The sequence below is a fragment of the Paralcaligenes ginsengisoli genome, assembly GCF_054781135.1.
On record NZ_BAAGUZ010000019.1, the window covers coordinates 139,500 to 166,121 of the forward strand.

The window sequence follows — 26,622 nt, forward strand, 5'->3', positions numbered from 1 at the left end:
ATTCTACGAACCATCCTAGGGAATACAAAATGATTCTTTTGCTGATATAGTCTTAATATTTGAAACCTTTTAAGCTTCGAAAATGCTCAAGCTCGATTTCGATGAACGGGATTTACGCTCGCTGCGTGTGTTTTGCCATGTGGCAGAAGCCGGAGGTTTCGCCGCCGCTGAAAAGCGGCTGTCCATGTCGAAGGCATCCATCAGCCGGCACATCCGGCAAGTGGAGGATCGCCTGGGCGTGGTCCTGTGCGAGCGGGGGCCAAGCGGATTCAAGCTGACATCAGAAGGTGTGGTCGCCCTGAACTTAACGCTGAACGCCTTGCAGGCGCTGGAGCGGATTCGCCCCGAGATAGATGCAGCCCACGGAATCCTGTCGGGCCCGCTGACGATCGGAATCGGTGAACATATGCTTACCCATCCTCAATGCAGATTGCCGGAAGCGCTGGCGGTGCTCAAGCAGCGGGCGCCCGATGTGCGGCCGGAAATCATCGTGGCGCCGTTCACCGACCTGGACCGCGCGCTGCGTGAACAGCGCGTCGATATCGCGATTCGCGGAAAGTATCATGAAAACGGGGAGTTCAGTTATCTCCCGCTGTACATCGAGGTTCACCAGGTATATGTGTCGGAGCGGCTCGACAACAAAAAGAAATTTCAGGATCTTCCGCTGGTGTACCGCTCGCATCCCTACGTGGAACAGGCCCTGCGCACCGGCCGCTATATCAAGGGCCCGCACGCGGGTGGACTCGACGCCATCGGTGCCTTGATCGCCACGGGATACTATCAGGGCATTCTGCCCACCCACTACGGTCAGATTCTGGAGAAGCGATTCGTCCTGAAAACACCGCCCCGCAGTCCCTCATTTCAGCACGTCGCGTGCGCCGTCACCCTGGTATCACGCCCGTTGAGCCATCGCGTCAAACTCTTCCTGAACATCCTTGACGAATTGCACGCTTTCGACAATCAGTCAACCAATGCCTGATGGCTCGTGATTAACGGTGCCATCCAGCTCGCGTTCGGTGATGAGCAAAAACGGAAACGCTTCGGAGGTCTGGTTGAGATGTCGGCGCCAGTGCGCCGGTCGCAGGAAGGCTTTTCCCTTGGGATCGTTACGCTCGTAGTCGACACGCGTGGTCGTCTTGCCGGTCAGGAAATCCACGCCCCAGGTTTCGCAATCATCGACGCTCGTCCCGAACTTCAGGTCTTCGTACAGGCGCTCGCAGCCGGAAAATAGATATCCGCCAGCTCCACCGTTTCGGATTGGCCATCAGGCCGGTGGCGGACGTGGCCGTACACAAACGGGTGTTGCCATCGAGGTTGGCTGAGCGCAGCCCACCGCGCCAAAACTTGCCAAGTGTGTAGAACTCTTCGATTGTGAGTTGGCCGGAGTTATAACAGGCCAGGTTCTGGCGGCCTTGTTGCCAGGCGTCACGAAATTTCTCGATGAAGAAATCCATGGCTTCAGGCCAGCTTACCGGCTCCAGCGACGCGCCCTTGCGGCGGCGAACCATGGGCGTTGTGCCGCGGCGTTTGCTACGGTTGGCCACCCAGGCATGTTCGCCCTTGGGGCCGAGATGACCGAAATTGACCGGATGGGTAGCGTTGCCGCGTACGCCAACGATCTCGCCATCCTTTACTGCGATATCGAGACCGCAGCCGTTGGAGCACAGAATACAGGCTGAATGCACCCAAGCGTCGGGCTCATCCTGGATACCGAGGTTGATGTCGATCCTGGGCTGCATATGTTCCTCCCTTGGCGGCACATAAAAAAGCAGACACGCGCGGAGGCCGTCTCATCCACGAAGCCGACTTTGGCAATTGTAGACAGAAAATATAGTTCTATCCTAAAAATGACATAACCCCTTGATTTTCGGCACTGGATAGGTCGTGATGAATACTATTGTTCTATCCTGGCCGGAATGGACGCCCATATTGCTCAGAAAATATAGTTCTATCCTACGCAAATTTGAGCCCGAACCGCCTTCCGAGTAACATCTTCCGGCTACCGCCTTTACGTTAAATCCATTGGGGGCTCTTACCTATACCTTGCACTGAACCTTAAATTTAATCGATAGCAAGCCCCTTTCGTATACAGGAAATATCAAGTAGGTAGCAGCCTGCCAAATAGAGACACTATCGGGAATTATGCACTCGCCCCAGCTAGATCACTAGGTATTTGCATGCCATGATCGACTGGCCCCCTATATCGGAACCTACCCAGGCGATAGGGTGTACGAGCAGTTCGAGCAGATCAGGGCGTTGCCGTCGAGTGGCGCAGATTGTGGCGTTGACGCGCCCAAAGAGAAAAATCCAGTTTGTGTTTCGGGAGCTTATCGACTGAAAGACCGGGATGCCTTAGTGCCTTGATGCAAACCCATCATTGCCCGTGACAGACGGCTTGCGGTGGAGAGGATGGTTTCTTTATGCTGGTTCAGGACTTCCTCGGTCAACCTTGATAGAGGGCCCGATATGCAAATTGCACCTAGCAGCACCCAATTCGTGCTATATACGGGCGCCGAAATGCTGGACACTTGCGGATCTCGTTCACCCAACGACAGCATGTAACCGGCTCGCCGTATCGACTCATACGGTTCGCCGGCCTCACCAGAAAACGCCAGGATCACCCTACCGGGGCTCCCAAGCTCCAACGGCAGCCCTGCCCCAGCCCGGACATGATGGCGAATGGATTGCGGGCCCTCCACGCGCGCCACACAAATCCGTTGGCCTCCTTCCCTCACATAAAAGGCGACACTTTCTCCAGTAGTGATAGAAAGTTCACGCAGCACAGGTTCTACCAGGTCATGCACACTGAATGTTGCCTGATAACAAGCACCCAGCCAGCCCGCCGCATGCGCCAGCCGCCATGTGCCGTCAGCTCGTTGAGAAAGGTAGCCGTCCATTGCCAGCGTTCTTGCCAGGCGTAGCGCGGTGGAGGGGTGCTGTTCGGTGCGGCGGCTCAATTCTGCCAACGACAGATGCGCATCCTCCATGCCAAAGGCTTGGAGGATGCGCATCGCTTTGCGTACAGCCTCTACCCCACCTTGTTGCTCAGGATTGGTGCCGCTGCTTTTTTTTTGATTTTTCATTGATTGGAATACATGTCGCAGTACGAGATGACATTGTATTAGATGAAATTCGAATAGACAATGCGGGTGCTCGAATCAAGCAACAAGGAGAGCAAACCAAATCATCTCGGTCAGCACGACGCAATACCAGCCAGGAGACAATGCATGAAACAAGTCACTTCTATTTTGAAGAACGCAAGCATCAAGTTTTTTTCACTCGCGTGTGCAACAGCATTTTGTTTGGGAATCCAAATAGCTCACGCTCATGACGTTTGGCCTTCCAGAGCTGTACGTATTGTCGTGCCCTATGCGCCCGGAGGCGCGGTTGACGTTGCAACACGGAAAATCGCACAAAAGCTGACTGAGCAGACGGGGCAAAGCTTTGTTGTGGAAAATAAGCCAGGCGCAACCGGAACCATCGGAGTCAGTCAAGTGGCTCATGCGGCGGCCGATGGCTATACATTGGTTGCGAACGACACTACCTACTCGCTACTGCCGTTCGTATTCAAGAAGCTGCCTTTTGATCACGATCACGACCTCGAGCCCGTAGCGGCCTTTCTGTTTGCCCCAATGGTTCTGGTGACAAATGCCGATGGGAAATATAAAACGTTGCAGGATCTGCTTGCCGCCGCCAAAAATAAGCCTGGCACTGTTACCTACGGGTCAGGTGGACTAGGCACCACACCATATTTCGCAGCGGAGGCGCTTGGTATTGCGGCTGACGTGAAATTCATGCATGTGCCTTTCAAAGGGGCCGCGGAAGCTACCAAGGCTATCTTGAGCCATATTATCGACTTCCAGTTCGCATCCACTTCCGGCGTTATGGGTAATATCCGCAGCGGCAAACTGCTTCCTTTGGCTATCAGCGGCAGCAAGCGCAGCAGCGCACTGTCAAAAGTTCCTACTTTTTCCGAAGCCAGCGTCAAAAATTTCCAAGGGGTGGTCAATTGGACAGGGTTATGGGCGCCGCGAGGCACGCCCCCTGCCGTGATCGAGCGGTTGCAAAAGGAAATTTCGACGGCCATTGCTGCCCCGGATATGAAGTCATTCGCCGACAATATGGGTATCGAGGCACGTTATCTCGACGCGAACGCATTCAAGAAAATGCTTTCGGAAACCAGTGTTATGTGGGGTAATGTGGCATCGAAGATCAATTTCCAGAAACACTGAAATAATCCTATCCGGAAACATTATCGGCATGGGTTTTTTCATGGTGCCGAAAAACATAGCCCGTTGTCGGAGCACGGGCTTGTTCTGGCGCAGCAATTCGGGCAAGCGCAGCGTCGCCGGCGACGTATGAGCCGCTACGCGTGATGATGCCCATACACCGCGTCCAAGACGCCCAGCGCAGCCTCGATATGCAAGCGGTTCGTGTCCCATCGAGATCGCCGACAAGGCCATGCAAACACACGACGCAATCCGGTCAGCGCGGCACCAGTTTTTCGGGGGAAAGTTCCGTAAGCCGGTTGACCCCCAGCAAAGCCATATCGCGGTGGATCTCGTCCTGCAGCAGCTTGATTGCGTGAGCTACGCCGGCTTGCCCGTTGATGGCCGCCGCGTAAATCATGGGCCGGCCGACGAAAACATAGTCTGCGCCAAGCCCCAGCGCCTTCAGCACGTCGGTTCCCCGTCGTACCCCGCTGTCGAGCATGAGTGCCATGGAACCCTTGGCGAGGGATGCGTCGGCCAGCGCGGCAAGGGAGGTCATCGATCCGTCCAGTTGGCGCCCTCCGTGGTTCGACAAGATGACGCCATCCGCGCCATGTTGCTCCGCCTTTCGAACATCATCCGCATCAATGATGCCCTTGACAATCAGCCGCCCCTTCCATAGGCGCCGTATCAGATCGAGGTGCTCCCAGGACAGATGGTCACGCAGTCCGAACTGGCGAACAACACTACGGGAAATGACAGGTACGCCGCGCCCGGCTCCCGCATTTTCGAAATGCAGCATGCCGCGGCTGATGAGGGTTCTGGCCAACGTGCCGAACAGCCAGCGAGGGCGCGTAATGCCGTCCCAGGCCAAGCGCGCGCTCGGCCGTAGCGGGGTGGAAAAGCCGACACGGATGTTGTTTTCCCGGTTGGCCAAGGTGGCAGTATCGACCGTCGTTACCAAAGTGCTGAATCCTGCTGCGTGCACACGTTCCACGAGCGCTTCAATATGTGCGGCTTCCCCGGGTATATAGGCTTGAAACCATCCGCAGGTAGGTGCGGCGCGAGCTATGTCCTCCATCCGTGTCAGGGATGCTCCGCTTAGCACATAGGGAATACCGGCCGCCTCGGCCGCCCGAGCCATGGCCATGTCGCCATCGAATGCACAGAGCGCACAGAGGCCCATCGGCGCAATGCCAAAGGGCGCGGTGTATGTTCGGCCCATGAGAACGGTACTTTGGCTGCGTCGCGATACGTTGACAAGGACATTTGTTTTGAACATCCATTTCGCGAAAGACGCGCGGTTCTCGGCCAGCGACGCGTTGTCCTCAACCCCCCCACTGATATAGCCGAAGATGGGCCGGGGTAGGTGTCTGCGCGCAGCGTTTTCGAAGTCGCCCAGCGACAGGATATTGCGCAAACGCCTGGGCAACAGCTTGCGCGCATTGGGGGCCGGGCCCTGTTGTTGCTTGAGCGGGCTTGGGGGCAAGGTTGTCATGAAAGTACTCGCTTTAATACTGCCTGGCAGCGGGATGCGTCGCTGTCCGTAACAGTGCGTCGCACTTTAGACGAGTGCCGCCGGTTTGTGCAATGCATTACGTACTGCGTAACCGCACCAGCCGATATCAGGGGTGCCAGGCCGCGCGCAGCGCCGTAGCCGGCATGGCGCCCAGACTTATACCCAGTCGTCTCGCTGCATCAATGGTGGCCGGGGCATGGCTCAGCAGACGAGCTTCTGTCAAGCGCTTTACCGGACCCGAAGTGCTGACAGCCCCAAGGACCGCTCCGTGCTTGCCTCTTACCGCGGCTGCCACGCTTGAAACGCCCGGAGCCCTTTCCCCGCATGTGTAATGAAAGCCCGTGCGACGGATCTTCTCGTACATAGGGCCCGGCTGCCCTAATGCCGCCAGTATGACCCAACCGGGCGCGCCTTTGTGAAGGGGGAGAACCTCGCCTGAACGTACGTGGTCAGGTATGCCGGCGGGCCCATCGCACCGCGTGAGGCAACTGCGCAGGTTGCCTTCGTAGACATAGAAGGATGCGCTTTCACCAGTTAGTGTGGAAAGCTCACGCAGGATGGGTTCTATGGCGAAGTCGAGGTCGAACTGTGCCTGATAGAACGATCCGATAAGGCCTGCTGCGGGCCCGAGCCGCCATGCCCCGTCTTCGCGGCGGGCGAGAAAACGCGAGGCGGCCAAGGTTCGTGCCAGTCGAAGCACCGTCGGCTTGTGCATACCGGTTCGGCGCGCAAGCTCGGTAAGCGTCAAGAAAACCTCGCCGCTATTGAAGGCAGTCAAGATCGATAAAGCCCGGGTCACTGCATGCACCTGTGTGCGGCGCTGCTGAATACTTATCGGCTCAATCGGTGTCAGAAGCTCGGAAAGCGGCATCGTACTGGAGTGTGTTTCCGTTTCCGAACTAGCGATTGCGCGGGCGGGGCTGCTTGGTCGGAGTCTTTTGCCAGCCATGGCGTTAGTCCTCTGGAGATAGGTCAACTGGGGTTCCCGCGGGATATTTCGGAAGCGTGGGGGCGCGGCTGTTACGCAGGACGTAATTCATTGTATGCGGTTTTATTTCTCCTGATAATAGGTGCGTATTTACCCATGATCATAAATGAGGCAAGGCATTTTGCTGCGCCCATCTTGGCGCCGGCCCCATATATCCCTCTTGCTTTTCATTCTTCGAACAAATGGAGACATCATGACCCGCCTTTACACTCGACGCACTGTGGTTGCCTTGGCCGCCGCAGTATTGACAGCCGCCGCCCCTGCCGCGATGGCGCAGAAGCCAGCTTATCCGAACCACCCGGTCAAGGTGGTTGTTCCTTTCACTCCGGGGGGGAACGCCGACAGCACGGCGCGTATCTTCGCAGAGGCTTACGCCAAGCTGTTTGGCCAGTCGTTCGTTGTCGAGAACAAGGGAGGGGCGGGTGGCATGATCGGCGCATTGCAGGTCGTGCGGGCCGAACCGGATGGCTACACTGTCCTCATATCGACCACGGGGCCCATTGTCTCCAGTTGGCAACTGGCGGGCAAGGCCGCGGCATACAGCCTGGCCGACCTGAAGCCGGTAACATTGCTCACTAAAGTGCCCGACGTACTGGTTGTCAATGCAAGCTCGAGCTTCAAGACATATGCCGACCTGGCCGGCAGCGCAAAAACACGAAGCAATATCAAGTTCGGTCATCCCGGTAATGGAACTGCCGGCCACGTCAACATCTTGCAGATGCAGAAGGCGCTCGGCGCCAAATTCATTCTGGCGGGGTACAAAGGGAGTGGGCCCGCCGTACGAGACCTGCTCGGAGGCCAGTTGGATGCCGTGGCAACCGATCTGCCTTCGGTGCTGCCATTTGTCAAAGCGGGAAAGCTCCGCGCCCTGGGTGTCGTTTTCCCCGAGCGAGTAGCATCGCTGCCCGATGTTCCGACCATGGCGGAAGTCCATCAGCCCGAAGTGGACATCGCGCCTTTTGCCGCCTTGATGGTGCCGCGCAATACGCCTCAGGCAATTGTTGCACGGCTTGCCGAAGCGAGTAAGAAGGTTTTGGCTGATACCTCGGTCCGCCAGCGAGTGGCGGCTATCGGCGGTATTCCGGTGGGCCTGAGCGGAGCGGGCTTAGATGCGCTATTAAAGCAGCAAGTGGCTACATATGCCGACTTGATCAAGTCGGGGCTGCTCACTACACAATAGATCCGTTTACTGCGTCCGATGGGATATCCGTCATGGCAGAGGCCGGAAAGAGTCTGCGAATGACCGGCTCATTTTGCTCATCTGATCGGCCGGAGAGTTTTTTCGGCGCGATTGGAAGCCGTCTTGTTCAATATCAACTGAGCCAGGCTGGCAATCTGTCGGAGTGCACCTCCGTAATGTTGCCGCTCAATGTTCAGTATGGTTGCTTCGACGCTGGCCGCGCGCTCGCATATGTGGTGTGCAGCGATGGAGGAGTCTCAAGCGCTGGTAATCGCCACCAATTGGTTCAATTGTCGTTTGGTAGACGGCGTTTTCTTTTAATGGGCGAGCCGATTGAGCTTCCCCATCGCCCGATTCACGTGGTATTGGATGACAACCGGCGCCGGCTGGCCGTTGCCTACAACCGACCCGCTGCGTTGACGGTGCACGGCCTGAATAAAGAAGGGTTGGTGCAGGGCTCTGCCGTTCGGATTGACGATCCGGGTGTGGTTGGACATTTCCCGCATCAGGCCATCCCTATGCCTGGCAGCGACGACTTACTTCTTACGTGTCGAGGCGACAATGCCACGGCAGAGTATGGCGAGAATCCCGGATCGCTTCGTGTGATCGGCGTCGAGGGCCATAAGGCCTTCTGCGCACAGATCGTTGCTCCCAATGGCGGTTTCGGGTTCGGGCCCCGGAATTGTGCCTTCCACCCGAAAGCTCCCTGGCTTTATGCCGTGCTGGAGCGACAGAATGCACTCTCGATGTTCAGAACTCTCGATGGCGCCATAGGCGTCCAGCCGGCATTTACGGTCGGGTTATTGGACAATCCGCTTGCGATCCAAGACCCTCAACTGGCAGGCGCCATCGTCGTTCATCCGGATGGCCGCACGATCTATGTCGTCAACCGTTCGCATGCCAAGCCGCCCGCCCACGGCCTGCCTATGTCTGGCGGGGGCGAAAACAGCATAGTAGTTTTCAGTGTCGACCCGTCGAACGGCCGCCCCCGCCTGCTACAGAGAGTAGCGCTTCAGGGTATGCACGCCAGATGTGCAATGATTTCGCAAGCGGGCAATCTGCTGATCGCCGCGGTTCGCCAGCCAAGCTTGCGACGCAAGGCGGGCAAAGTCACTGAGTGCCCGGCTGGGTTCAGCATTTTTCGCATTGTCGAAAATGGCCGTCTCGATCCTCTTGGTCATCATGCCGTAAATGTGGGGGGCGACCAGCTTTTTTGGGCGGGGCTCGAGACGCAGCGTTGGTGATCTGTTTCGATTGTGTGCCTGCCGCCCCGCTACTATTCTTCCGTCGCGTGGTCAGCGCAGCCGACTCTGCGGGTGCACAGGGCGTTGCGCACGGCGATTTCCTGCGCGCCTTCGGCGTCGCGGCGGCCTTGTCGGCGCTGGAGGAATATGCCCGGGGGTTCCAGGCCGATGCACAAATGCGGCAGAAGCTCGACGCGCTGGGGCGGCAGTCCACTTCCACGCTGTCGCGGAGTTGAACGGCACTGAAGTAGCAATCCAGGCAATTAGCCCCGCTTCCGAAGATGTATTAATCGTTTAGGCTATCCTCGGGCCCAGTCTAAATATAGATTTACACCAGGAGCGTCACTCACTTTACCGCCTCACGGCAGGCCTTAAACGGCTGGTCATTCACCTCTTGGCGATCGCCTATCCGGCCAAGTAGCCCTTTCCCTGCCCGGCGGACACTGCCTGTGGTGCCATGGAATATTGACGGATGAGCAGTTATCTAATTTGATTTTGCATGTTTTCAAGGAAACATACAAACGGGACCAACCCTTAGGTAGCAACACCACTTTGACCCCGGCCATGCTCAACCGCATTCCGCACCACGCCCACAATGTTCAAATTAAAGGGCACGGTCCTATGAATTATTGTTTCAGAGAAAGCTCAGTTCGATTCCCTAATCTGCAATTCACCCGACGAACTTTATTCGGGCCCGACGGACTTTATTTACTCTAGTCATCACATTTTGGACGACTCCCTATTCCACCGTCACACTCTTCGCCAGATTCCTCGGCTTATCCACATCCGTTCCCCTCGCACACGCCGTGTGATACGCCAGCAATTGCAACGGTATCGTATGCAAAATAGGCGAGAGCTTGCCGTAGTGCTCCGGCATGCGGATCACATGGATGCCGTCGCTGCTGCCCATCTTGGTGTCGGCGTCGGCAAACACATAGAGCTCGCCGCCGCGCGCATGCACTTCCTGCATATTGGACTTGAGCTTTTCCAGCAGTTGGTCACGCGGAGCGATGGTAACGACGGGCATGTGTTCGGTCACCAGCGCCAGCGGGCCGTGCTTGAGTTCGCCCGCGGGATAGGCTTCGGCGTGGATATAGCTGATTTCCTTAAGCTTGAGCGCGCCTTCCAGGGCAATGGGGTAATGCATGCCGCGGCCCAGGAACAAGGCGTTTTCCTTGCTGGCGAAACGATCGGCCCAAGCCATGATTTGCGGCTCCAGCGCAAGCACGGCGCCGATGGCCACGGGCAGGTGGCGCAAGGCCTTCAGTTGCTCGGCCTCTTGCTCGTCGGTCAAACGGCCCTTGCTTTGCGCCAATGCCAGCGTCAGGAGAAACAAGGCGGTCAATTGGGTAGTGAATGCCTTGGTGGATGCCACGCCGATTTCGACGCCGGCGCGGGTGATGTAGCTCAGCTTGCATTCGCGCACCATGGCGCTGGTGGCCACATTGCAGATGGTAAGGGTGTGTTCCATGCCCAGTTGGCGCGCATGCTTCAGGGCCGCCAGGGTGTCGGCGGTTTCGCCGGACTGGGAAATGGTCACGACCAGGGTGCGCGGGTTGGGCACGCTGTCGCGATAGCGGTATTCGCTGGCAATTTCAACGTTGACGGGAATCTTGGCGATCGATTCGATCCAGTAGCGGGCGGTCAGGCCAGCGTAGTAGCTGGTGCCGCAAGCCAGGACCAGGACGTTGTCGATATCCTTGAAAATCTTGTAGGCGCCGTCGCCGAACAGTTCAGGTGTGATGCTTTCGATGTCTTGCAGGGTGTCGCCCACGGCGCGCGGCTGTTCGAAGATTTCCTTTTGCATGTAGTGGCGATAGGGGCCGAGTTCGGCGGCGCCGGTATGCACATGTACGGTATGGACTTCACGATCGACCGGGCGGCCGTCGGCATCAAGGATCCAGATGCGCGCAAGCTGCAGGTCGACGACATCGCCGTCTTCAAGGTACACGATCTGGTCGGTGGTGCCGGCCAGAGCCAGCGCGTCGGAGGCCAGGAAGTTTTCATTGGTGCCGCGGCCCACAATCAGGGGCGAGCCCTGGCGGGCGCCGACCACGCGATGCGGCTCGTCGCGGCAGAATACGGCAATGGCGTAGGCGCCGGTCAGGCGGCGCGTGGCCTGCTGCACGGCCTCGAACAGATCGCCGGTGTACAGGTGGTCGATAAGGTGGGCAATGACTTCAGTGTCGGTCTGGCTTTCAAAAACGTAGCCAGTGGCCTGCAATTCGGCGCGCAATTCATCGTGATTTTCGATGATGCCGTTATGCACCAGGGCGATGCGGGCCGCCCCTTTTCCCTGCCCGGAAAAATGCGGATGGGCATTGTGCGTGGCAGGCGCGCCGTGCGTGGCCCAGCGGGTATGGGCAATGCCGGTAAAGCCGCTGAGGTTCTCTTGCCGGATTTGATTTTCAAGTTCGGCAACCCGTTCGGTGCTGCGGGCGCGCCGCAATTCGCCATTGGAATACACCGCCACGCCGCACGAGTCGTAGCCGCGGTATTCAAGGCGCTTGAGGCCTTCAAGAAGAATCGGGGTGATGTCGCGTTGCGCAACGGCGCCAACAATGCCACACATAAGGAACTCCAGCTAATTTTTAGGGACTGGGCTATTGTGCTCAAGATAGAGAGAAATTAGATTTCTTTATTTGATTATTTATGATTTTTTATTTCTTAAAAAGAAGAGTATAAAATATTATTTCATATTTGTTTATTTTTTTATCTAAATAGGCATTAACTGATGTGCTGTGCCAAGCCTGAGTTACGTCAAACCGATAGCATCGGGTTCAAATTCTCTTCGGCGGCCGGCTTTTCATTACCTAACCGACCTCATGATTAAAAAATCAAGACCGCTTGCCGCCCTGGACGAACTGGACCAGCGCATTCTGGAACAAATGCAGGCCGACAGCTCGCTGACCAACCAGGACTTGGCCCATCGGGTTCATGCCTCGGCCCCAACCTGCCTGCGCCGCGTGCGGCGGTTGATCGAGGAAGGCGTGATTGAAAAACAGGTTGCCATACTTGATCCGGAAAAACTGGGCTATACGCTGACGGCTATTGTCGAGATCACGCTGGATGTACAAACCGCCGAGTACCTGGACCAATTCGAGGCCAGTGTCGCAGATGAAGCGGCCGTATTGCAATGTTACCGTGTATCGCCCGGACCGGACTTCCTGGTGATTGCCCAGGTACCCGATATGCCGGCTTACCATGCCATGGCGCATCGCGTGTTTACCTCGCAGGCAAACGTGCGCAATGTGCGCACGTTTTTTTCGATACACCGCAGCAAGTTCGAAACGCGTATTCCGGTGTAGATATAGAGACAGGCCTTGTGCCCCACCGCCATTGATTCCCCGGCATCGGCAACACGCCCGATCCACTCCGGACATTTCCACGCGGCGGCATCTCGACGTATGATTGATGCAGATCGACATGAGGCTTGGCGTAGCTGCTTGCGCGGGAATGTGCAATTTCAAACTCCAGCACACTCAGCCTGCAACGGCTTCATAAACAAATTCAACAGCGGAGAAATTCATGAGTGAAGAGCATCAGCATAAAGACTGGCGCACCGAGGGCGTCAGCGTCATCCACGGAAACCAGCTCGACACCAATACGGCACAAACACCCGGCATGAACCGTGCCGCGGCAATCAATTATGCCCGCGTCGGCGCGCAAAAACTATGGGCCGGCACGGTCACCATTTTCCCCAAGGCCAAAACGGGTGTCCACCACCACGGGGCCCTGGAAAGCGTTATTTATATTGTGCGCGGCAACGCCCGCATGCGCTGGGGCGATCATCTGGAATTCGTGGCCGAGGCCGGAGCGGGCGACTTCATCTATGTGCCGCCTTATGTCCCGCACCAGGAAATCAACGCCAGCGACGACGAGCCCCTGGAATGCGTACTGGTGCGCAGCGACAACGAAGCCGTTGTCATCAACCTGGATATCGACGCCGTCGAAAAGCCCGAGGAAGTGTACTGGGTAGACCCTATCCACAAGCATCCGCACCCGCACGATTGATCCCCGGGATAGTCAGCGCCGCGTCCACAGCGTGTGACGCGGTCATCCGGCGACACCATTCAAATATCCAGCACTAGCGGCCCACGCTTGCAACGGGACACACAGACCATCATTGTGTTGTTGGCGGCGCGTTCGGACTTGGTCAGGATGCTGTCGCGATGGTCCACTTCGCCAGCCAGCACTCGGGTTTCGCAGGCGCCGCACAAACCCTCCTTGCAACTGTAGTCATGGGATATGCCAGCCTCCAGCAATGCGTCGAGCAAGGAAACGCCAACGGGGACCTGAAGAGTCTTGCCACTGCGCCGCAATTCGACACAATATCCGTTCAGCTCATCGGCCACACGTTCCGCGACGGCCGAAACTGACGCAGAAGACACCGCAAATCGCTCAATATGCACATTTGCATAGCCCAGTTCTTCGCAAGTGCGTTCGAACGCATCCAGCATGGGCGCAGGACCGCAACCGTATAAATGCGTATCGGCCGTATGTCCTGCCAGAAGCTGCCTCAAATCCGGCGGCCCTTCTTCCTCTTCATCGAAGTGCCACCGCAAGCGCACTCCAGGCAAGCCAGCATACGACTCAATCTTGCGAACGAAAGCGGCTTCGCTGCGGGACCGTGCGCAATAGATGAACTCCACCTGTCTGGCCCGCGCCGCCAGCGACTGCAGCATGCTCAGCATGGGTGTCACGCCGATACCGCCCGCAAGCAACACGCTGTGCTGTGCCGATTCGCACAAAGGAAAATTGTTGCGAGGTGCGGAAACCGGCAATACCATACCGACCCTCAATTGCTGGTGCACATAGCGCGAACCGCCACGGCTATTGCGATCGTCAAGCACACCCACTACATAACGCTGGCGCTCCGTCGCCGGATTGAGCAATGAATAATTGCGTACCAATCCATTGGGTAAATGCAAGTCAATGTGCGCGCCCGGTTCAAACGCAGGGAAAACGGCATCGCCCATTGCCGGGTGTAATTCGAGGCTGACTATGCCCTTGGCCTCATAGCGCATGGTATGGACAAGGGCGTTCAAAGCAGGAGTGGACATACTAAAGCTTCCTGTGGCACTGAATACTGAAGCAGCGCAGCGGATCTACATAATCGATAAACCACCATCGACCATCAATGCAGCGCCCGTCACGAACGACGCCTCGCCGGACGCAAGCCAGAGGATCGGCCAGGCGATTTCTTCCGGGCTTGCCCAGCGGCCTAGCAGCGATGTGCTCTGCCGCTCGGTCTTGAGTCGGTCTACGCTCTTCCCATTGGCCAAAGCCTTGGAAATATGAAAATCGGTCAATGTGGAGCCAGGGCAGACTGCATTGGCTCGCACGCCATGTTCAGCTTCTTCGTGCGCCAGCGTGCGGGTAAGGGCAAGCTGGCCCGCCTTGGTCGTATCGTAAATGCCCATGCCCTTGCGACCAGTCACGGCATAGCAAGAAGACACATTCACGATGCTGCCGTGTCCCGAGCGACGCAGTAGCGGCAATGCCGCTCGACAGTAATTGGCGGCGCCAAGCAAATTCACATTGATCATTGCCTGCCATTCGGCGACCGACGCGTCGGCAACAGTAGAGTAATTGCGCATCGCCGCGTTATTCACCAAAATATCCAGACCGCCATGCACTTCAACACAACGCTGTACTGCGGCAAGCGCCAAAGACCCGTCGGCCACATCAGCGGCCAGGTGCGCAAGACAAGCCTGCGGCTGCTCCGAGCGAATCGCGCGCACCGTTTTCTCAAGAGCCACCGCATCGGCATCGACCAGCATGACGGCCGCGCCTTCAGCGCAAAACAGCCGCGCGCAAGCAGCGCCGATACCTGCCCCCGCGCCAGTAATAAGCGCCGTCCTGCTCACAAGCCTAGCCATGATTCACTATCCCTTAATCGCTTTAATTGATTTTGGTGCCGGTATCTTTGATGACTTTGCCCCAGCGCGGAATTTCGGTCTGGATCCAGTCGCGAAACTGTTCTGGCGAGCTGCCTACCACTTCGAATTCCATGGCTTGAAGCCGGGCACGCACGTCTGGCATATGAAGAATCTTGACGATTTCCCTGTTGTAGCGATCGATAATATTCTTGGGCGTGCCTGCGGGAGCCAAAAAGCCAATCCATGACAAAGCCACAAAATCGGGGTAGCCGGACTCAATCATCGTGGGAACATCAGGTGTGCCGGCAAAGCGTTTCTGGCCGGTAGAGGCCAACAACTTCAAGCGCCCCTGCTTCACGTACTGCAACACATTGCCTGGCACCATGAAAGTCGCCTGTATGTTTCCGGAAAGCAAATCTGTCAGGGCCGGCCCCGAACCTTTATAGGGAACGTGAACAATATTGATCTTGGCGGCGGATTTCAGCATTTCCATGGTCAAATGCGATGCGCTGCCAACAGCCACCGAGCCATAGGAAAGCTGATCAGGCTTGGCGCGGGCCATTGCCACCAGATCGGCCAAAGTCTTCACCGGTAGATTCTTGTTAACGGCCAGATACTGCGGGGCTGTCACGGCCAGTGTAATAGGTTCAAGATCCTTCACCGGGTCGTACGGCATTTTGACGAACAGAGACACATCGACAGCAATCGGGCCGTTGTAACCGACCAGCAGCGTCAAACCATCGGGAGCAGCCTTGGCAACGTAGTTCGCGCCGATAGTGCCTCCGGCTCCAGGTTTGTTCTCGACAATCACAGGCTGCCCGATCAAATCCCCCAGCTTGGATGCCACCAGGCGCGCCAGCACATCATTGGTACTGCCTACGATCGGCACAATAATATGCACCGGCCGGGTGGGCGCCCACTCTTTGGCGCTCACAGGCGTTGCCAGGCCGCCAAGGCTGGCGGCAAACAGAGCGATTGTGGCTATGCGCTGCAGGATTTTCATACTGTCTCCTTTATGGGATGAATTTTTTAACGATGCGTCTACACCGAGTAAAGCGCTTGATGAAGGCCGTCCGATAAATGCTCCTCGGCCCATTCGACGGGATCGCTTGCGCGATCCAGCAATACGCCAGCAGCACGTACACGCTGCGCCGATGCGTCCAAGGCCGGAGGTTCAATGCCTTGCGCAAGACCTTGCACGGCTTCGTAAAGCATGCGGCGGGCCATGACAATAGCCTTGTCCGTAGGCAAGAGGTGCTCGGTCGCGTGGTTCTGGATGGGCCCCATACTTTCCTGCAAAGACGCATCCTGCAGTGCGAAGCCAAAGACCCCGCTGTATGAACGCTTATCTTTCTGCGCCGGACGATCGATCAGATAATCATTGTCTTTGTTCGCCCTGGGGCGTAACGAGCCTTCCTCGTATTCCACGTGAATTCCCTTGCCCTGCTCCATGTCACGACGTTCTTCGGCCGTGAGCGGTTTCTTCGGATGGAAGTTGATGCTCCATACCCAGCAGTTGTAATCATCGATCGGCACGAAAATGTGCCCGCCCATGGCGTGGTCGCCAAAGGGAGGGATGAGCGTGAACCAAGGGAAAAGCCATTGCGTAATGCGCCAGTAATACGAATCGGGTTCACCATTGCGTCGACCAAAAAGAGTTAAACCGAATGGTGTTTTTTCAATATCGAAAATGACATTGCCATCAGCCTTGATGTAATCGAGCGCCTTGGTACCCATGTGCATGGGGTCGGTATCGACTTCATAACGATGCACGTACGAAACATGCGCCGTATCAATGCCGCCTTCCATCGCCTGCAGATAGTTGTTCTCTTGCCAACGCCGAGAAACAAACACATGGCTTTCCGGCAAAGTGGCCCATTCCAGCTCGACGGGTTGCGGCATTTTCTCTGCAGGCCCCATGTAGGCCCACACAATTCCACCGCGTTCTGTGCAAGGATAGGACTTGATGTTCATTCGCGGGCACATCTGCGGCGCCGACGGCACATCGACACATGTTCCATTGCGATCGAACTTCACGCCGTGATAGGCGCAGCGAATACCGTTTTCTTCATTCCGGCCAAAAAACAGCGACGCGCCTCGGTGCGAACAAAACTCGTCAATGATTCCCGGGTAGCCTTCGCTATCGCGGAAGGCAAGCAATTTCTCGCCCAAAATCTGCACCCGAACCTGGGGACCATCTGACTCAGCGATTTCGCTCGAGAGAAGAATGGGCACCCAATAGCGGCGCATCAGATCACCCATCCGTGTTCCCTGTCCGGTGCGTACCAGTGTTTCGGACATTTCCTTGTTCATTACTTCCCGCTCCTGATCTATATTGCGACAAATTTTGTCCGTCTGATAAGACACATATCCATTCTATGGACTTATTGAATAATATTAAATGAGGGTAATTACTTATGTGACAGTGTCATGATCAAAGTGCGGTATGCCCGGCAGGGCGTGGCCAGTCATGCTAGGCTTGTGGTCGAAATCGAAATGCAATGGACCGCGGCACACGCTTTTGATAAGGAAAATGGATTGGCGACTGAAAAAATAAATGATGGCGTTCGCGCTGTGGATCGAGCACTGGATATCCTGATGGCTTTCACAGCAGCCGACTACGAGCTTTCGGCCAGCGAGTTGCTGAAACGAGTCGACCTGAGTCGCCCGACGCTCTATCGGCTCCTATATACGTTGCAACAAAACGGATTCCTTATCTCCGTCGGAGAGCCGCAAAAATTTCGGATGGGGCCATCCGTTGCACATTTGGTGCATGTCTGGACATCCAGCCAGGATCTCAGCGAAGTCGCCAGACCCATATTGCGCAGAATCTGGGAACAAACGGCCGAAACCGTCGCCCTGTTTGTGCCGCAGGGCGCGTACCGAACGTGCATTGCTGAGCTCCCTAGCGCTCAACCGTTAAGCTTCAAGCGCGGGATAGGCTATCGCGAACGCATTGTTTTAGGCGCCAGCGGTAGGGTCATCCTTGCCTATGCAAACATTGGCGCCAGTGAATTGCGCGATTATGCGAAAGGCACTGGCGTCAACCTGAACAATTATCCTGAAGAGCTGGAGACCATCCGCCAACGTGGCTATGCCATCAGTAATGAAGAACTTATCAAGGGTGCCGTGGCCGTTGCGGCGCCGTTCTTCAATGGCGCGGGCCTGGTAGCCGGATCCATAGGCGTCTTCGGCCCAAGCGTACGCTTGAACCCAGTGCAAGTTGAAGAGTTCGGCAAGCTGCTCATGGCGGAAGCCAAATCCATGTCAAAAGCCCTGGGGCTTTTGTAGTTGTGTGACAAGATCAGGATCAAATCACTCCGCTTTTGCGCAACGCGTCCATTCTTGCGGCATCAATCCCCAGTGCCTCATAGACCTCGGTATTGTCCTGCCCCAGATTCGGGCCCGTGGCGCGCACCGCGCCGGGGGTTTTCTCGAAGCGGGGAACGACCCCCTGCATTTTGACCGGGCCCAGCGATCTGTCTTCAATTTGAATAATGCTTTCCCTGGCCACCACCTGCGGGTCTTTGAAAATATCGGCGATTGAATAGATCGGACAATGGGCAATGTCCGCCCTGGTCAGAGCCTGGCTGAGGGCATCGTAAGGCATGCCGCGCACCCACTCTTCCACCATGGCGTTCAATTTATGCCGATTCTTGACTCGATTCTCGTTGTCCGAAAACTCGGCCGATGCGATCAGTTGGGGCTTGCCCATCAAGGCCGCCAGGCGTTCCCACATGGGCTGCGCGCTGGCGTGCAAAGACACCCATTTATCGTCCAGGGTCTTGTAGGTATTGACCGGCGCCGCGTAGGCGCTGGTGTTGCCGTTTCTTTCCCTGACCACCCCCAGTTGATCGTACTCGATGGGCAGGAATTCCAGCAGCCTGAACATCGCCTCGGTGGCGGATAAATCGATATCCTGGCCCTGAGCCTGGTCTCCAGGCCCCGAACGCAGCTGAAGCAGCGCGGACAGAATCCCCAGCGCGCCAAACAAGCCCGCCACGGCGTCACCGATGGGGTAGCCGTTATAAGAAGGCGGACGGTCTTCGGGGCCGGAAATATAGGTGTAGCCGGACAAGGCCTCGAACATCCGGGCGAATCCCGGGCGCGATTTATCCGGCCCGGTCTGGCCGAATCCGGTAACCCGCAACACCGTCAACTTCGGATTGACCGCGCGCAAGGTAGCGGCGTCCAGCCCCCATTTGCCCATCGTTCCGGTCCTGAAATTCTCCACCAGAACATCATGCCGGGCGACCAGATCAAGAAAAATCTCCCGCCCTTCGGCCGTTCGCACATCCAGCGTAATGCCGCGCTTGTTCCGGTTGGTGACTTTCCACCACAAGGGCACTCCGTCCTTGAACGGAGGCAGGGTTCTGAGTGAATCGCTACCGCTGGGAAGCTCTATTTTCAGCACTTCGGCGCCCAGATCGGCCAACAGGGTGCTCGATAGCGGCCCCGCAATCAGCGTTGCCAGATCCAGAATGCGCAACCCGCTTAAAGGACCCATTGCCTCAATCCACCTTCATGTTCAGGCGCTTTACGATGGCGCCGTATTGATCGTAATCCTGGCGTTCGCGTTTCTTGAAATCCGCCGGCCCTTCCGCCAGCACTTCGATTCCCAGCTGACTCATTTTGGCCTGGAAGCCCGGGTCTTTGAGTATCGTCTGCAGGTCCGAGTTTATTTTCTTCACGATGGCCGGCGGCGTACCTTTGGGAGCCAGCATGCCCAGCCAGGCGCCGCTGGAGAAGGGGCCGATTTGCGATGCCACGGTCGGCACCTCGGGCATGGACGGCAGCACCTGGCTCGACGTGATGCCGATGGCCCGCAGCGTGCCCGCCTTCACCAAAGGCGTGGTGACAGTGGCCGGCTCGCAAGCCACTTGTATGCGGCCTCCCAAAAGATCGGTCATGACAGCCGACGATGCCTTGTAAGGAACATGTGTCGTATTCAGTTGATATTTCGCCTTCAGCGTCTCCATCGTCAAATGGGAAATCGTGCCGCTGCCCGCCGAACCGTAATTGAGAGATCCGGGATGCTCTTTGGAGTACCTGATCAGGCCGGGAAAATCCTTGATGTCGGATTTGGAATTAACCACACAGACCAGCGGCATGGCCACGGTCAGGGTGATGTAGTCGAAATCCTTCAGCGGATCGTAATGCACGTTTTTATAGATATGCGGGTTGACCGCCAGGGCCGCCACGGCCGAAAACAGCAAGGTATAGCCGTCGGGCCTGGCCTTGGCGACCATCGCCGCGCCCAGGCTGCCGCCCGCCCCCGGCCGGTTCTCGACCAGCACCGACTGCTTCCAGAGGGTCGATAGTTTTTCGCCGATCATGCGGGCCACCAGATCGGTCACATTGCCCGCGGCATAGCTGACGACCAGTTTCACGGGTTCCTGCGGATAGCCGGCCGGGCTTGCCGCCGCCGGCACACCGGCGCAGGCAAAAAAAACGCCCAGCGCGGCGGCCAAAGATTTCTTGGGGAATCTCATCTTGTCTCCTTCTATTTATTACGCCCAAAGGCGGTCCACAAATGCTAGTCCGTGCCGGCCATAAACACATAATCAAATATTATTTCAATGTGATAAGATTTTTGTATGACCTCCATCAACCCACGTCTGGGCCAACTGCGGCTCAAGCACCTCTTGCTGCTCAATCTGATCGACGAATTCAAGTCCATCAGCAAGGCGGCCAGCGCGCTCAATCTGACACAGCCCGCCGTGAGCAGCATGCTCAAGGAACTCGAGGCCGTGTTTCATGCCGGCCTGGTAACCCGGACCCGGCAGGGCGCCTTGCTGACCGATGCCGGCAGGACCACGCGCGATCGGCTTCACATCGCCTTGAATGAGTTGCAGGCCGCTCAGAACGCCAATATCACCGAACCCAACGGCAGCCATCTGCTCGTCGGCGCCTTGCCCATTGCGATGGTCGAACTTATTCCCCAGTCAATCGCTTGGCTGGTGAAAAACGATATACACCTGGTGTTGAAATTTTTTGAAGGAACCGTGTCCAGCGTCATTAACGATGTGCTGGAAAACAAGCTCGACTGCGCCATAGGGCGCATGGATGCCGTCAATTTCACGCCCGAAAGCATTCAGCAGCTATGCTTTGCACCCCTGCTGCCAATGTTCCTGGCCGTCGCATGCAGCATTAACAACCCCCTGGCGCGCAAGAAGAACATTTCTCTTGAAACACTGGCAGAACAGGATTGGGTGGTGGTGCCCAAGGGTTCGCAAACGCGCAATGCATTCGATCAGGCTTTTATTCAAAACGGTATTGTGCCGCCGGTGCCATTGATAGAATCGTTTTCTTTTTTCTCGAATTTCCATATGGTTGGGGCCACGCCGCTGATAACCCTGGCGCCCCACCTGGCGGTGCAGCGCTATGCCGAACTAAAGGTCATCAGCCCCGTTCGCTTTTCCTGGCCCACCTCGATCAGCCCCCTGCTGTTCATTTGCCGTCAAGAAAAAGCCAAGCTGGCGCCGATTCAGTTTTTGCAGCAGGCGCTCACAGCCTCGGCACAAGAAATTGCATGAAATGCTGGAGTCAAAAATGGCGGGCACTAAAGCATTTTTTGTTCAAGTGTTTACGTCATTGAACGTGTTTCAGTGACTTTCGTTTTTAGCTGTTTTTAGACTTGAGCTATGGCCTTGGACTGTGTTGACTGGGAATGATTCTATTAAGACGCCGTAGGGTGGGGGAATTACGGAATTGCATCGAGGTATGCGTTGAAACAGTGGACGTTTAATAAATCGAGTAGTCGATCGGAGTAGATGTGGCCACGCGATAGAGGCATGAATGCGGGCATGCCAACAGTTCTGTGGGCGCGAGCACATTAATTCCAGGCATGCCATTACGCGAGCCGTCTATCGGGGCTTGGGGGCAGGACCGGCGTAAGGCGTGCGCCGGATTTAGCTTGGCAAGGCGGGGGAAGTCGTCGGGCGCTGTCTGAACGGAGCCTCGCGTGCGAGGCGCAGTGAGTTCGACCGACGCCCGCCTTGACGAGCTAAATCCGGATGAAGCACGCCGTGCCGGTCCTGCCCCCAAGCCCCGATAGACGGCGTCTTAAAATACCAAAACGTCGAATCCCGTAAACACTCGAACCAAAAATGCGCCAGGCCCGCATTACGATGCATTAATCATCCGGCCCATGCATTACCCATCAAAGCCAATGCACAAACCCGGACCCGCACGATCACGCCGGCAGCGTGGCCTCGACCAGCTTCGACCAATACGTGGCGCCAATCGGCAGCAGCGCATCGTTGAAATCGTAATTCGAATTATGCAACTGGCACGGCCCCATGCCATGGTATGTATTCATACGGTGGTCGCCATCGCCGTTGCCGATGAACAAATACGTGCCAGGAACTTTTTCCAGATAAAACGAAAAATCCTCCGCCCCCGTATGCGGCGGCGTATCGCGGTCGACCCGATCGGCGCCGAAAATCTTTTCGGCCACGCTCGCGGCGAAATCGGTTTGTTCAGGCCAATTGACCAGCGGCGGGTAGCAACGCACAAAATCCAGCTCGCCCGTGCCGCCATACGCTTCACACAACTTCGTGACAATGCGGCGCATATTGTTTTCCATCAGGTCGAGCACCTCGACGCTATACGTCCGGACCGTACCGCGTATGATCGCCTCGGACGGAATCACGTTGTAGGCGTCGCCCGCATGTATTTGCGTAATCGACAATACCGCCGTATCGATCGGATTCTTATTGCGGGTAATGAGGGTTTGCAGCGCCTGCACCATTTCCGTCGCAATCATGATCGGATCGACGGACTTGTGCGGCTGCGCCGCATGGCCGCCCACCCCCTTGATGACGATATCGAACCGATTGCTCGACGCCATGGTGGGCCCCGCGCGGAATCCGAAAAATCCCTCCGCCATGCCCGGCATATTGTGCATGCCGTACACCACATCGCAAGGGAAACGCTCGAACAGGCCGTCGTCCATCATGGCCTTGGCGCCCGCATTGCCGCCCTCTTCGGCCGGCTGGAAAATGAAATTGACCACGCCGTCGAAATTGCGGTGCTTGGCCAGGTACTGTACGGCCCCCAGCAACATGGTGGTATGGCCGTCGTGCCCGCAGCCGTGCATTTTCCCCGGATTCTTCGAACGATGCGCGAAACGATTGTTTTCCGGCATGGGCAAGGCATCCATATCGGCCCGCAAGCCGATGGACCGGGTGCTGGTTCCCGCCCTTAGCACGCCCACCACGCCCGTCTTGCCCAGGCCCGTATGCACCTCCAGGCCCAGCTCGGTCAGGCGTTTGGCCACCAGGGCCGAGGTACGCTGTTCGGTGAATGCCAATTCCGGATTGGCATGAATATCGCGGCGGATGGCGATCAATTCTTCGTGGCTTTCTTCGATATCGGCTAACACACTCATGACAAGACCTCGTAAATAACTCTGTTCGCAAAAAAACTACCCAAGACCATAAACCTGCGCCAGGCAATAATGCGGCGTCAGGACGCTTTAAAAACCGAACGGCAAATTCATTACCATAATACAACCGCAGCCCTTATGGGCGCTCCCCGTCAATGCGGCGGGCCGGCGGGCACCCGCAAGGGGTGCCTCTACAAAACCGGCAAATCGCGCCTGCAGGGGCGGCCAATCAGATGCGTTCCCGCACGAACCCGGCAACATGGGCGCTGAGACGGCTCAGCGACTCTTGCAGCGCATTGAAGCCGCTCGACTTTTCATACGTATCTTCATCCATGTAAAGCTTGCGATTCACTTCGATTTGCAGGCTATGGCGATTTTCGTCGGGCCGGCCTATGCGCGCAATCAGGGCGACACCCTTGAACGGGTCGTTGCGCGCCACCGTGTAGCCGCGCCCCACCAGAAACTCTTCGATCGTCTCGATCAATGCCGGATCGCAGGTCACGCCATCGCGATCGCCCAATACGAAATCGGCCAGAGGCGTGTCGGATTCGATCTCGAGCACCTCATACGAATTGGCGGGCATCGAGTGCAGGTTCAGGTGCCAGATACCGCCGAAACGCGCGTACGCCGCGTCTATCTGTTGAGTCAGCGCGGCATGGTAGGGTTGGTGATAGCTGGCGATGCGGTTTTCAACTTCAGCCGCCTCGAGCTTGCGATCGTAAATCGCCTGCTTGCGGGCCAGCCGCCATATCAGGCCATGCCCCAGGCGCGTCTTCTCGGATGGGTGCAGCGCACTCGTCCATGGCTCGGCCAGCATATTGATGTCGATATCGTCGATCTCGCGATTGGGGTCGATATACGAACGCGGGAAATTGGCCGCCAGCAAGCAGCCGCCCACGCCAGGAAGTGCCTGCCACAGTTCATCGACGTAGGTATCTTCGCCCGAGCGCAAAATCGACGCGGGCAGGCAACTGCCGAAATCCTTGGGATAGATGACGCCGCTGTGGGGCGAATCGCAGATCAATGGAATCGGGTCTTGAGTCGGCAGGGACAATGTAAAGGGGTCAAAGTCTGCGTCGGCGAACTGGAAATTCATTGAATGGCTCCTCGAATGGGTGGGTGATCGGGCGGCCGCAAGGGCCGTCTCTACGAAATTCAGCGTGCCGGCATGTCGTTCAGGTGGCAGGCGCTCAGGTGCTGAAGCCTGATTTCCTTGACGGTGGCGGCATGCGCGCCGGCTGGCCGCCCAATTTCCCTTAATACCGGCCGCTCTTCGCGGCAGCGCGGCATGGCATGGGGGCAACGCGGGTGGAATGGACAGCCCGACGGCGGATCGATGGGCGAAGGCAGCTCGCCCTTGATGGGGTCGAACTGCCGATGGTCGGCCCTGAGCCTGGGCAGTTCCTTGATCAAGGCCTGCGTGTAAGGATGATTGGCGGCCGTGAAGATGGTTTCGGTTGGGGCGATTTCAACAATGCGCCCCAGATACATAATGGCCACGCGATCGGAAATATGACTGACCACGCCCAGATTATGGCTGATGAAAAAGTATGTCAGCGCAAATTCCTTGCGCAGTTCGATGAACAGGTTCAGGACCTGGGCCTGAATCGACACGTCGAGCGCCGCCACGGCTTCATCGCACACAATCACCGCCGGCTTCATGGCCAAGGCCCTGGCCACGCCAATGCGCTGGCGCTGGCCGCCGGAAAACTGATGCGGGTAACGAAAGCGGTAAGCCGGATCCAGGCCTACTTTCTTCATCAGCCCGGACACATAGGCCTCTTTCTCGGCCCGCTTGATCATGCCATGCGCCAGGGGCGCTTCGCCGATGATATCGATGACCCGCATGCGCGGGTTGAGCGAGGAGAAAGGATCCTGGAAAATCATTTGCACGCTCAGCTCGAACTCGTGCCGTGCCGCGGCATTGAAGGTATCGATGGCGCGGCCCTTGTAGAAGATCTGGCCCCGGGTGGGCGGCAGGATCCCCGTAAGCATGCGGCCCAGGGTCGATTTGCCGCAGCCCGACTCGCCCACCACGCCGATGACTTCGCCCGCGATAATATCCAGGTCGACCCCGGCCACCGCCTGCACCGGCCGCGGCGCAGGCTTGCCTTTCAGCAGGCGTCCGATCCGGTCGACCATGTCTTGCGGCTGCACATATAGGCGCTCGAGCTGGCGTACGCCCAGGATGATCTCGTTATGGTCCGGACTCATGCTACCCCCTTGTGCCAGCAGCTGACCTGGTGCATGGGCCCTGTTTCTTCGAGTTGCGGGGGCTCGATGCACTTGGAGGTCGCCCGGTAGCAGCGGGTACGGAAAGGGCAGCCTTCGGGCATGCTCAACAGCGATGGAGTCGAGCCCGGAATCTGGAACAGCTCTTTCCCGCGCGTCTCGAGCGTGGGAATAGAGGCCATCAGGCCATGGGTATAGGGATGCTGGGCCGCGCGGATGATCTCGTCGGTATGGGCGGTTTCGACGATGCGCCCCGCATACATGACCGCCAGCCGATCGGCCAGCCCCGACACAATGGCCAGATCGTGCGTGATCCAGATCAGCGCCGTGCCCATCTCGCGGCACAGCTTTTGCACCTCGTACAGGATCTGCCCTTGTATGGTCACATCGAGCGCCGTCGTGGGCTCGTCGGCGATAATCAGTTTCGGCTCGTTCAGCAGCGCAATGGCAATGGCAATGCGCTGGCGCATGCCGCCCGATAGATGATGGGGATAAACGCTCATGCGTTCCGCCGGAGCCGGAATCCCCACCTTGCCCAGCACCTCGATGGACCGCGCCCGCGCCGCCGCCCGCGAAACCGAACTATGCGCCCGCACCGCCTCGATCATTTGCGTGTCGATGCGCAAAGTGGGATTCAAGGTCATCATGGGATCCTGGAAGATCATCGCCATGTCTTTGCCGCGCAGGGAACGGTACTGCTCGGCGGTCAGCGCCTGCAGATCCAGACCATTGAAGAACAGGCGGTCGGCCTGTATCTTGCCCGGCTTGTCGACCAGGTTCATCAGGGAAAAGCCGGTCATGCTTTTGCCCGAACCCGACTCCCCCACCAGGCCCAAAATTTCGCCGGCCTTCAATTGCAGGGAAACGCCATCGACGGCCTTGAGCACACCGTCGCGGGTGTAGAACCAGGTTTTCAGGCCCTGCACATCAAGTAGCCACTCGCTGGAAGAGGATGCCGCTGTGGTCGTCAAGAAAAT

25 protein-coding genes are annotated in these 26,622 nt (G+C 57.2%); 9 read left to right on the forward strand and 16 right to left on the reverse strand.

The window, feature by feature from the left end:
- Nucleotides 1-82 precede the first annotated feature (82 nt).
- Nucleotides 83-979 (forward strand): LysR family transcriptional regulator, encoded by an 897-nt coding sequence (locus tag ACYVIS_RS10900; RefSeq protein WP_232741518.1) that lies wholly within the window; start codon nucleotides 83-85, stop codon nucleotides 977-979.
- On the opposite strand, the gene ACYVIS_RS10905 is transcribed toward ACYVIS_RS10900, so the two are convergent.
- The 3 genes from ACYVIS_RS10905 to ACYVIS_RS10915 all read right to left on the reverse strand — a co-directional run bounded on the left by ACYVIS_RS10905 (nucleotide 965) and on the right by ACYVIS_RS10915 (nucleotide 3,083).
- On the reverse strand, nucleotides 965-1,156 hold the full coding sequence (locus ACYVIS_RS10905; RefSeq protein WP_232741519.1) for a hypothetical protein: 192 nt from the start codon (nucleotides 1,154-1,156) through the stop codon (nucleotides 965-967). The genes ACYVIS_RS10900 and ACYVIS_RS10905 overlap by 15 nt on opposite strands.
- Before the next feature lie 16 nt (nucleotides 1,157-1,172).
- Nucleotides 1,173-1,739 (reverse strand): molybdopterin-dependent oxidoreductase, encoded by a 567-nt coding sequence (locus tag ACYVIS_RS10910; protein WP_232741520.1) that lies wholly within the window; start codon nucleotides 1,737-1,739, stop codon nucleotides 1,173-1,175.
- A gap of 588 nt (nucleotides 1,740-2,327) precedes the next feature.
- Entirely contained in the window at nucleotides 2,328-3,083 is a 756-nt protein-coding gene (locus ACYVIS_RS10915) for an IclR family transcriptional regulator (protein WP_232741521.1), read from the reverse strand.
- Between the two features lie 144 nt (nucleotides 3,084-3,227).
- Between ACYVIS_RS10915 and ACYVIS_RS10920 the strand changes: the two genes are divergently transcribed.
- Nucleotides 3,228-4,232, forward strand: a complete 1,005-nt coding sequence (locus ACYVIS_RS10920) for a Bug family tripartite tricarboxylate transporter substrate binding protein (RefSeq protein WP_232741522.1) — start codon at nucleotides 3,228-3,230, stop codon at nucleotides 4,230-4,232.
- Nucleotides 4,233-4,485: 253 nt separating this feature from the next.
- Here the strand turns inward: ACYVIS_RS10920 and ACYVIS_RS10925 are convergent, their stop codons facing one another.
- Both ACYVIS_RS10925 and ACYVIS_RS10930 read right to left on the reverse strand, forming a co-directional pair.
- Nucleotides 4,486-5,709 (reverse strand): alpha-hydroxy acid oxidase, encoded by a 1,224-nt coding sequence (locus ACYVIS_RS10925; protein ID WP_232741523.1) that lies wholly within the window; start codon nucleotides 5,707-5,709, stop codon nucleotides 4,486-4,488.
- 127 nt (nucleotides 5,710-5,836) lie between these two features.
- Nucleotides 5,837-6,529, reverse strand: coding sequence for an IclR family transcriptional regulator (locus ACYVIS_RS10930; protein ID WP_460873957.1), 693 nt, complete (start codon nucleotides 6,527-6,529; stop codon nucleotides 5,837-5,839).
- Between the two features lie 382 nt (nucleotides 6,530-6,911).
- Between ACYVIS_RS10930 and ACYVIS_RS10935 the strand changes: the two genes are divergently transcribed.
- From ACYVIS_RS10935 to ACYVIS_RS10945, 3 genes are read left to right on the forward strand one after another with little or no spacing between them, the layout of a single operon-like run.
- The gene (locus ACYVIS_RS10935) at nucleotides 6,912-7,898 is read left to right on the forward strand and encodes a tripartite tricarboxylate transporter substrate binding protein (RefSeq protein ID WP_232741524.1); all 987 of its coding nucleotides are present in this window, start codon (nucleotides 6,912-6,914) and stop codon (nucleotides 7,896-7,898) included.
- Nucleotides 7,899-7,930: 32 nt separating this feature from the next.
- Complete coding sequence (locus tag ACYVIS_RS10940) at nucleotides 7,931-9,142, forward strand: beta-propeller fold lactonase family protein (RefSeq protein WP_460873958.1); 1,212 nt, start codon at nucleotides 7,931-7,933, stop codon at nucleotides 9,140-9,142.
- On the forward strand, nucleotides 9,139-9,378 hold the full coding sequence (locus tag ACYVIS_RS10945) for a hypothetical protein (protein ID WP_460873959.1): 240 nt from the start codon (nucleotides 9,139-9,141) through the stop codon (nucleotides 9,376-9,378). The genes ACYVIS_RS10940 and ACYVIS_RS10945 overlap by 4 nt, the downstream gene beginning before the upstream one ends.
- A 503-nt stretch (nucleotides 9,379-9,881) precedes the next feature.
- On the opposite strand, the gene glmS is transcribed toward ACYVIS_RS10945, so the two are convergent.
- The gene (gene glmS, locus ACYVIS_RS10950; protein WP_460873961.1) at nucleotides 9,882-11,714 is read right to left on the reverse strand and encodes a glutamine--fructose-6-phosphate transaminase (isomerizing); all 1,833 of its coding nucleotides are present in this window, start codon (nucleotides 11,712-11,714) and stop codon (nucleotides 9,882-9,884) included.
- 253 nt (nucleotides 11,715-11,967) lie between these two features.
- Between glmS and ACYVIS_RS10955 the strand changes: the two genes are divergently transcribed.
- Together ACYVIS_RS10955 and ACYVIS_RS10960 are read left to right on the forward strand one after the other, a co-directional pair.
- Entirely contained in the window at nucleotides 11,968-12,450 is a 483-nt protein-coding gene (locus ACYVIS_RS10955) for an Lrp/AsnC family transcriptional regulator (protein WP_460873963.1), read from the forward strand.
- 220 nt (nucleotides 12,451-12,670) lie between these two features.
- The gene (locus tag ACYVIS_RS10960) at nucleotides 12,671-13,156 is read left to right on the forward strand and encodes a cupin domain-containing protein (protein WP_232741529.1); all 486 of its coding nucleotides are present in this window, start codon (nucleotides 12,671-12,673) and stop codon (nucleotides 13,154-13,156) included.
- A gap of 59 nt (nucleotides 13,157-13,215) precedes the next feature.
- On the opposite strand, the gene ACYVIS_RS10965 is transcribed toward ACYVIS_RS10960, so the two are convergent.
- Genes ACYVIS_RS10965 through ACYVIS_RS10980 form a run of 4 tightly spaced genes read right to left on the reverse strand, consistent with a single transcriptional unit; the run spans nucleotide 13,216 to nucleotide 17,337 of the window.
- Nucleotides 13,216-14,205, reverse strand: coding sequence for a PDR/VanB family oxidoreductase (locus tag ACYVIS_RS10965; RefSeq protein ID WP_460873964.1), 990 nt, complete (start codon nucleotides 14,203-14,205; stop codon nucleotides 13,216-13,218).
- A 45-nt stretch (nucleotides 14,206-14,250) separates the two neighbouring features.
- Complete coding sequence (locus ACYVIS_RS10970; RefSeq protein ID WP_232741531.1) at nucleotides 14,251-15,024, reverse strand: SDR family NAD(P)-dependent oxidoreductase; 774 nt, start codon at nucleotides 15,022-15,024, stop codon at nucleotides 14,251-14,253.
- A 22-nt stretch (nucleotides 15,025-15,046) separates the two neighbouring features.
- A complete protein-coding gene (locus tag ACYVIS_RS10975) occupies nucleotides 15,047-16,027 on the reverse strand; it encodes a Bug family tripartite tricarboxylate transporter substrate binding protein (RefSeq protein ID WP_460873965.1) in 981 nt (326 codons plus the stop codon).
- 38 nt (nucleotides 16,028-16,065) lie between these two features.
- Nucleotides 16,066-17,337: a Rieske 2Fe-2S domain-containing protein gene (locus ACYVIS_RS10980; RefSeq protein WP_460873966.1), complete on the reverse strand. Its 1,272-nt coding sequence runs from the start codon at nucleotides 17,335-17,337 to the stop codon at nucleotides 16,066-16,068.
- A gap of 117 nt (nucleotides 17,338-17,454) precedes the next feature.
- Between ACYVIS_RS10980 and ACYVIS_RS10985 the strand changes: the two genes are divergently transcribed.
- Nucleotides 17,455-18,315: an IclR family transcriptional regulator gene (locus ACYVIS_RS10985; RefSeq protein ID WP_460873967.1), complete on the forward strand. Its 861-nt coding sequence runs from the start codon at nucleotides 17,455-17,457 to the stop codon at nucleotides 18,313-18,315.
- Nucleotides 18,316-18,334: 19 nt separating this feature from the next.
- On the opposite strand, the gene ACYVIS_RS10990 is transcribed toward ACYVIS_RS10985, so the two are convergent.
- Nucleotides 18,335-19,531 (reverse strand): CaiB/BaiF CoA transferase family protein, encoded by a 1,197-nt coding sequence (locus tag ACYVIS_RS10990; RefSeq protein WP_460873968.1) that lies wholly within the window; start codon nucleotides 19,529-19,531, stop codon nucleotides 18,335-18,337.
- 4 nt (nucleotides 19,532-19,535) lie between these two features.
- Nucleotides 19,536-20,516, reverse strand: coding sequence for a Bug family tripartite tricarboxylate transporter substrate binding protein (locus tag ACYVIS_RS10995; protein ID WP_232741535.1), 981 nt, complete (start codon nucleotides 20,514-20,516; stop codon nucleotides 19,536-19,538).
- A gap of 105 nt (nucleotides 20,517-20,621) precedes the next feature.
- On the opposite strand from ACYVIS_RS10995, the gene ACYVIS_RS11000 reads away from it, so the two are divergent.
- Nucleotides 20,622-21,560 (forward strand): LysR substrate-binding domain-containing protein, encoded by a 939-nt coding sequence (locus ACYVIS_RS11000; RefSeq protein WP_460873970.1) that lies wholly within the window; start codon nucleotides 20,622-20,624, stop codon nucleotides 21,558-21,560.
- Nucleotides 21,561-22,219: 659 nt separating this feature from the next.
- On the opposite strand, the gene ACYVIS_RS11005 is transcribed toward ACYVIS_RS11000, so the two are convergent.
- The 4 genes from ACYVIS_RS11005 to ACYVIS_RS11020 all read right to left on the reverse strand — a co-directional run bounded on the left by ACYVIS_RS11005 (nucleotide 22,220) and on the right by ACYVIS_RS11020 (nucleotide 26,616).
- On the reverse strand, nucleotides 22,220-23,416 hold the full coding sequence (locus ACYVIS_RS11005; protein WP_232741537.1) for a M20 aminoacylase family protein: 1,197 nt from the start codon (nucleotides 23,414-23,416) through the stop codon (nucleotides 22,220-22,222).
- A gap of 226 nt (nucleotides 23,417-23,642) precedes the next feature.
- The gene (locus ACYVIS_RS11010) at nucleotides 23,643-24,509 is read right to left on the reverse strand and encodes an N-formylglutamate amidohydrolase (protein WP_460873971.1); all 867 of its coding nucleotides are present in this window, start codon (nucleotides 24,507-24,509) and stop codon (nucleotides 23,643-23,645) included.
- A 59-nt stretch (nucleotides 24,510-24,568) separates the two neighbouring features.
- On the reverse strand, nucleotides 24,569-25,627 hold the full coding sequence (locus ACYVIS_RS11015; RefSeq protein ID WP_460873972.1) for an ABC transporter ATP-binding protein: 1,059 nt from the start codon (nucleotides 25,625-25,627) through the stop codon (nucleotides 24,569-24,571).
- The gene (locus ACYVIS_RS11020; protein ID WP_460873973.1) at nucleotides 25,624-26,616 is read right to left on the reverse strand and encodes an ABC transporter ATP-binding protein; all 993 of its coding nucleotides are present in this window, start codon (nucleotides 26,614-26,616) and stop codon (nucleotides 25,624-25,626) included. The genes ACYVIS_RS11015 and ACYVIS_RS11020 overlap by 4 nt, the downstream gene beginning before the upstream one ends.
- Nucleotides 26,617-26,622: the final 6 nt, after the last annotated feature.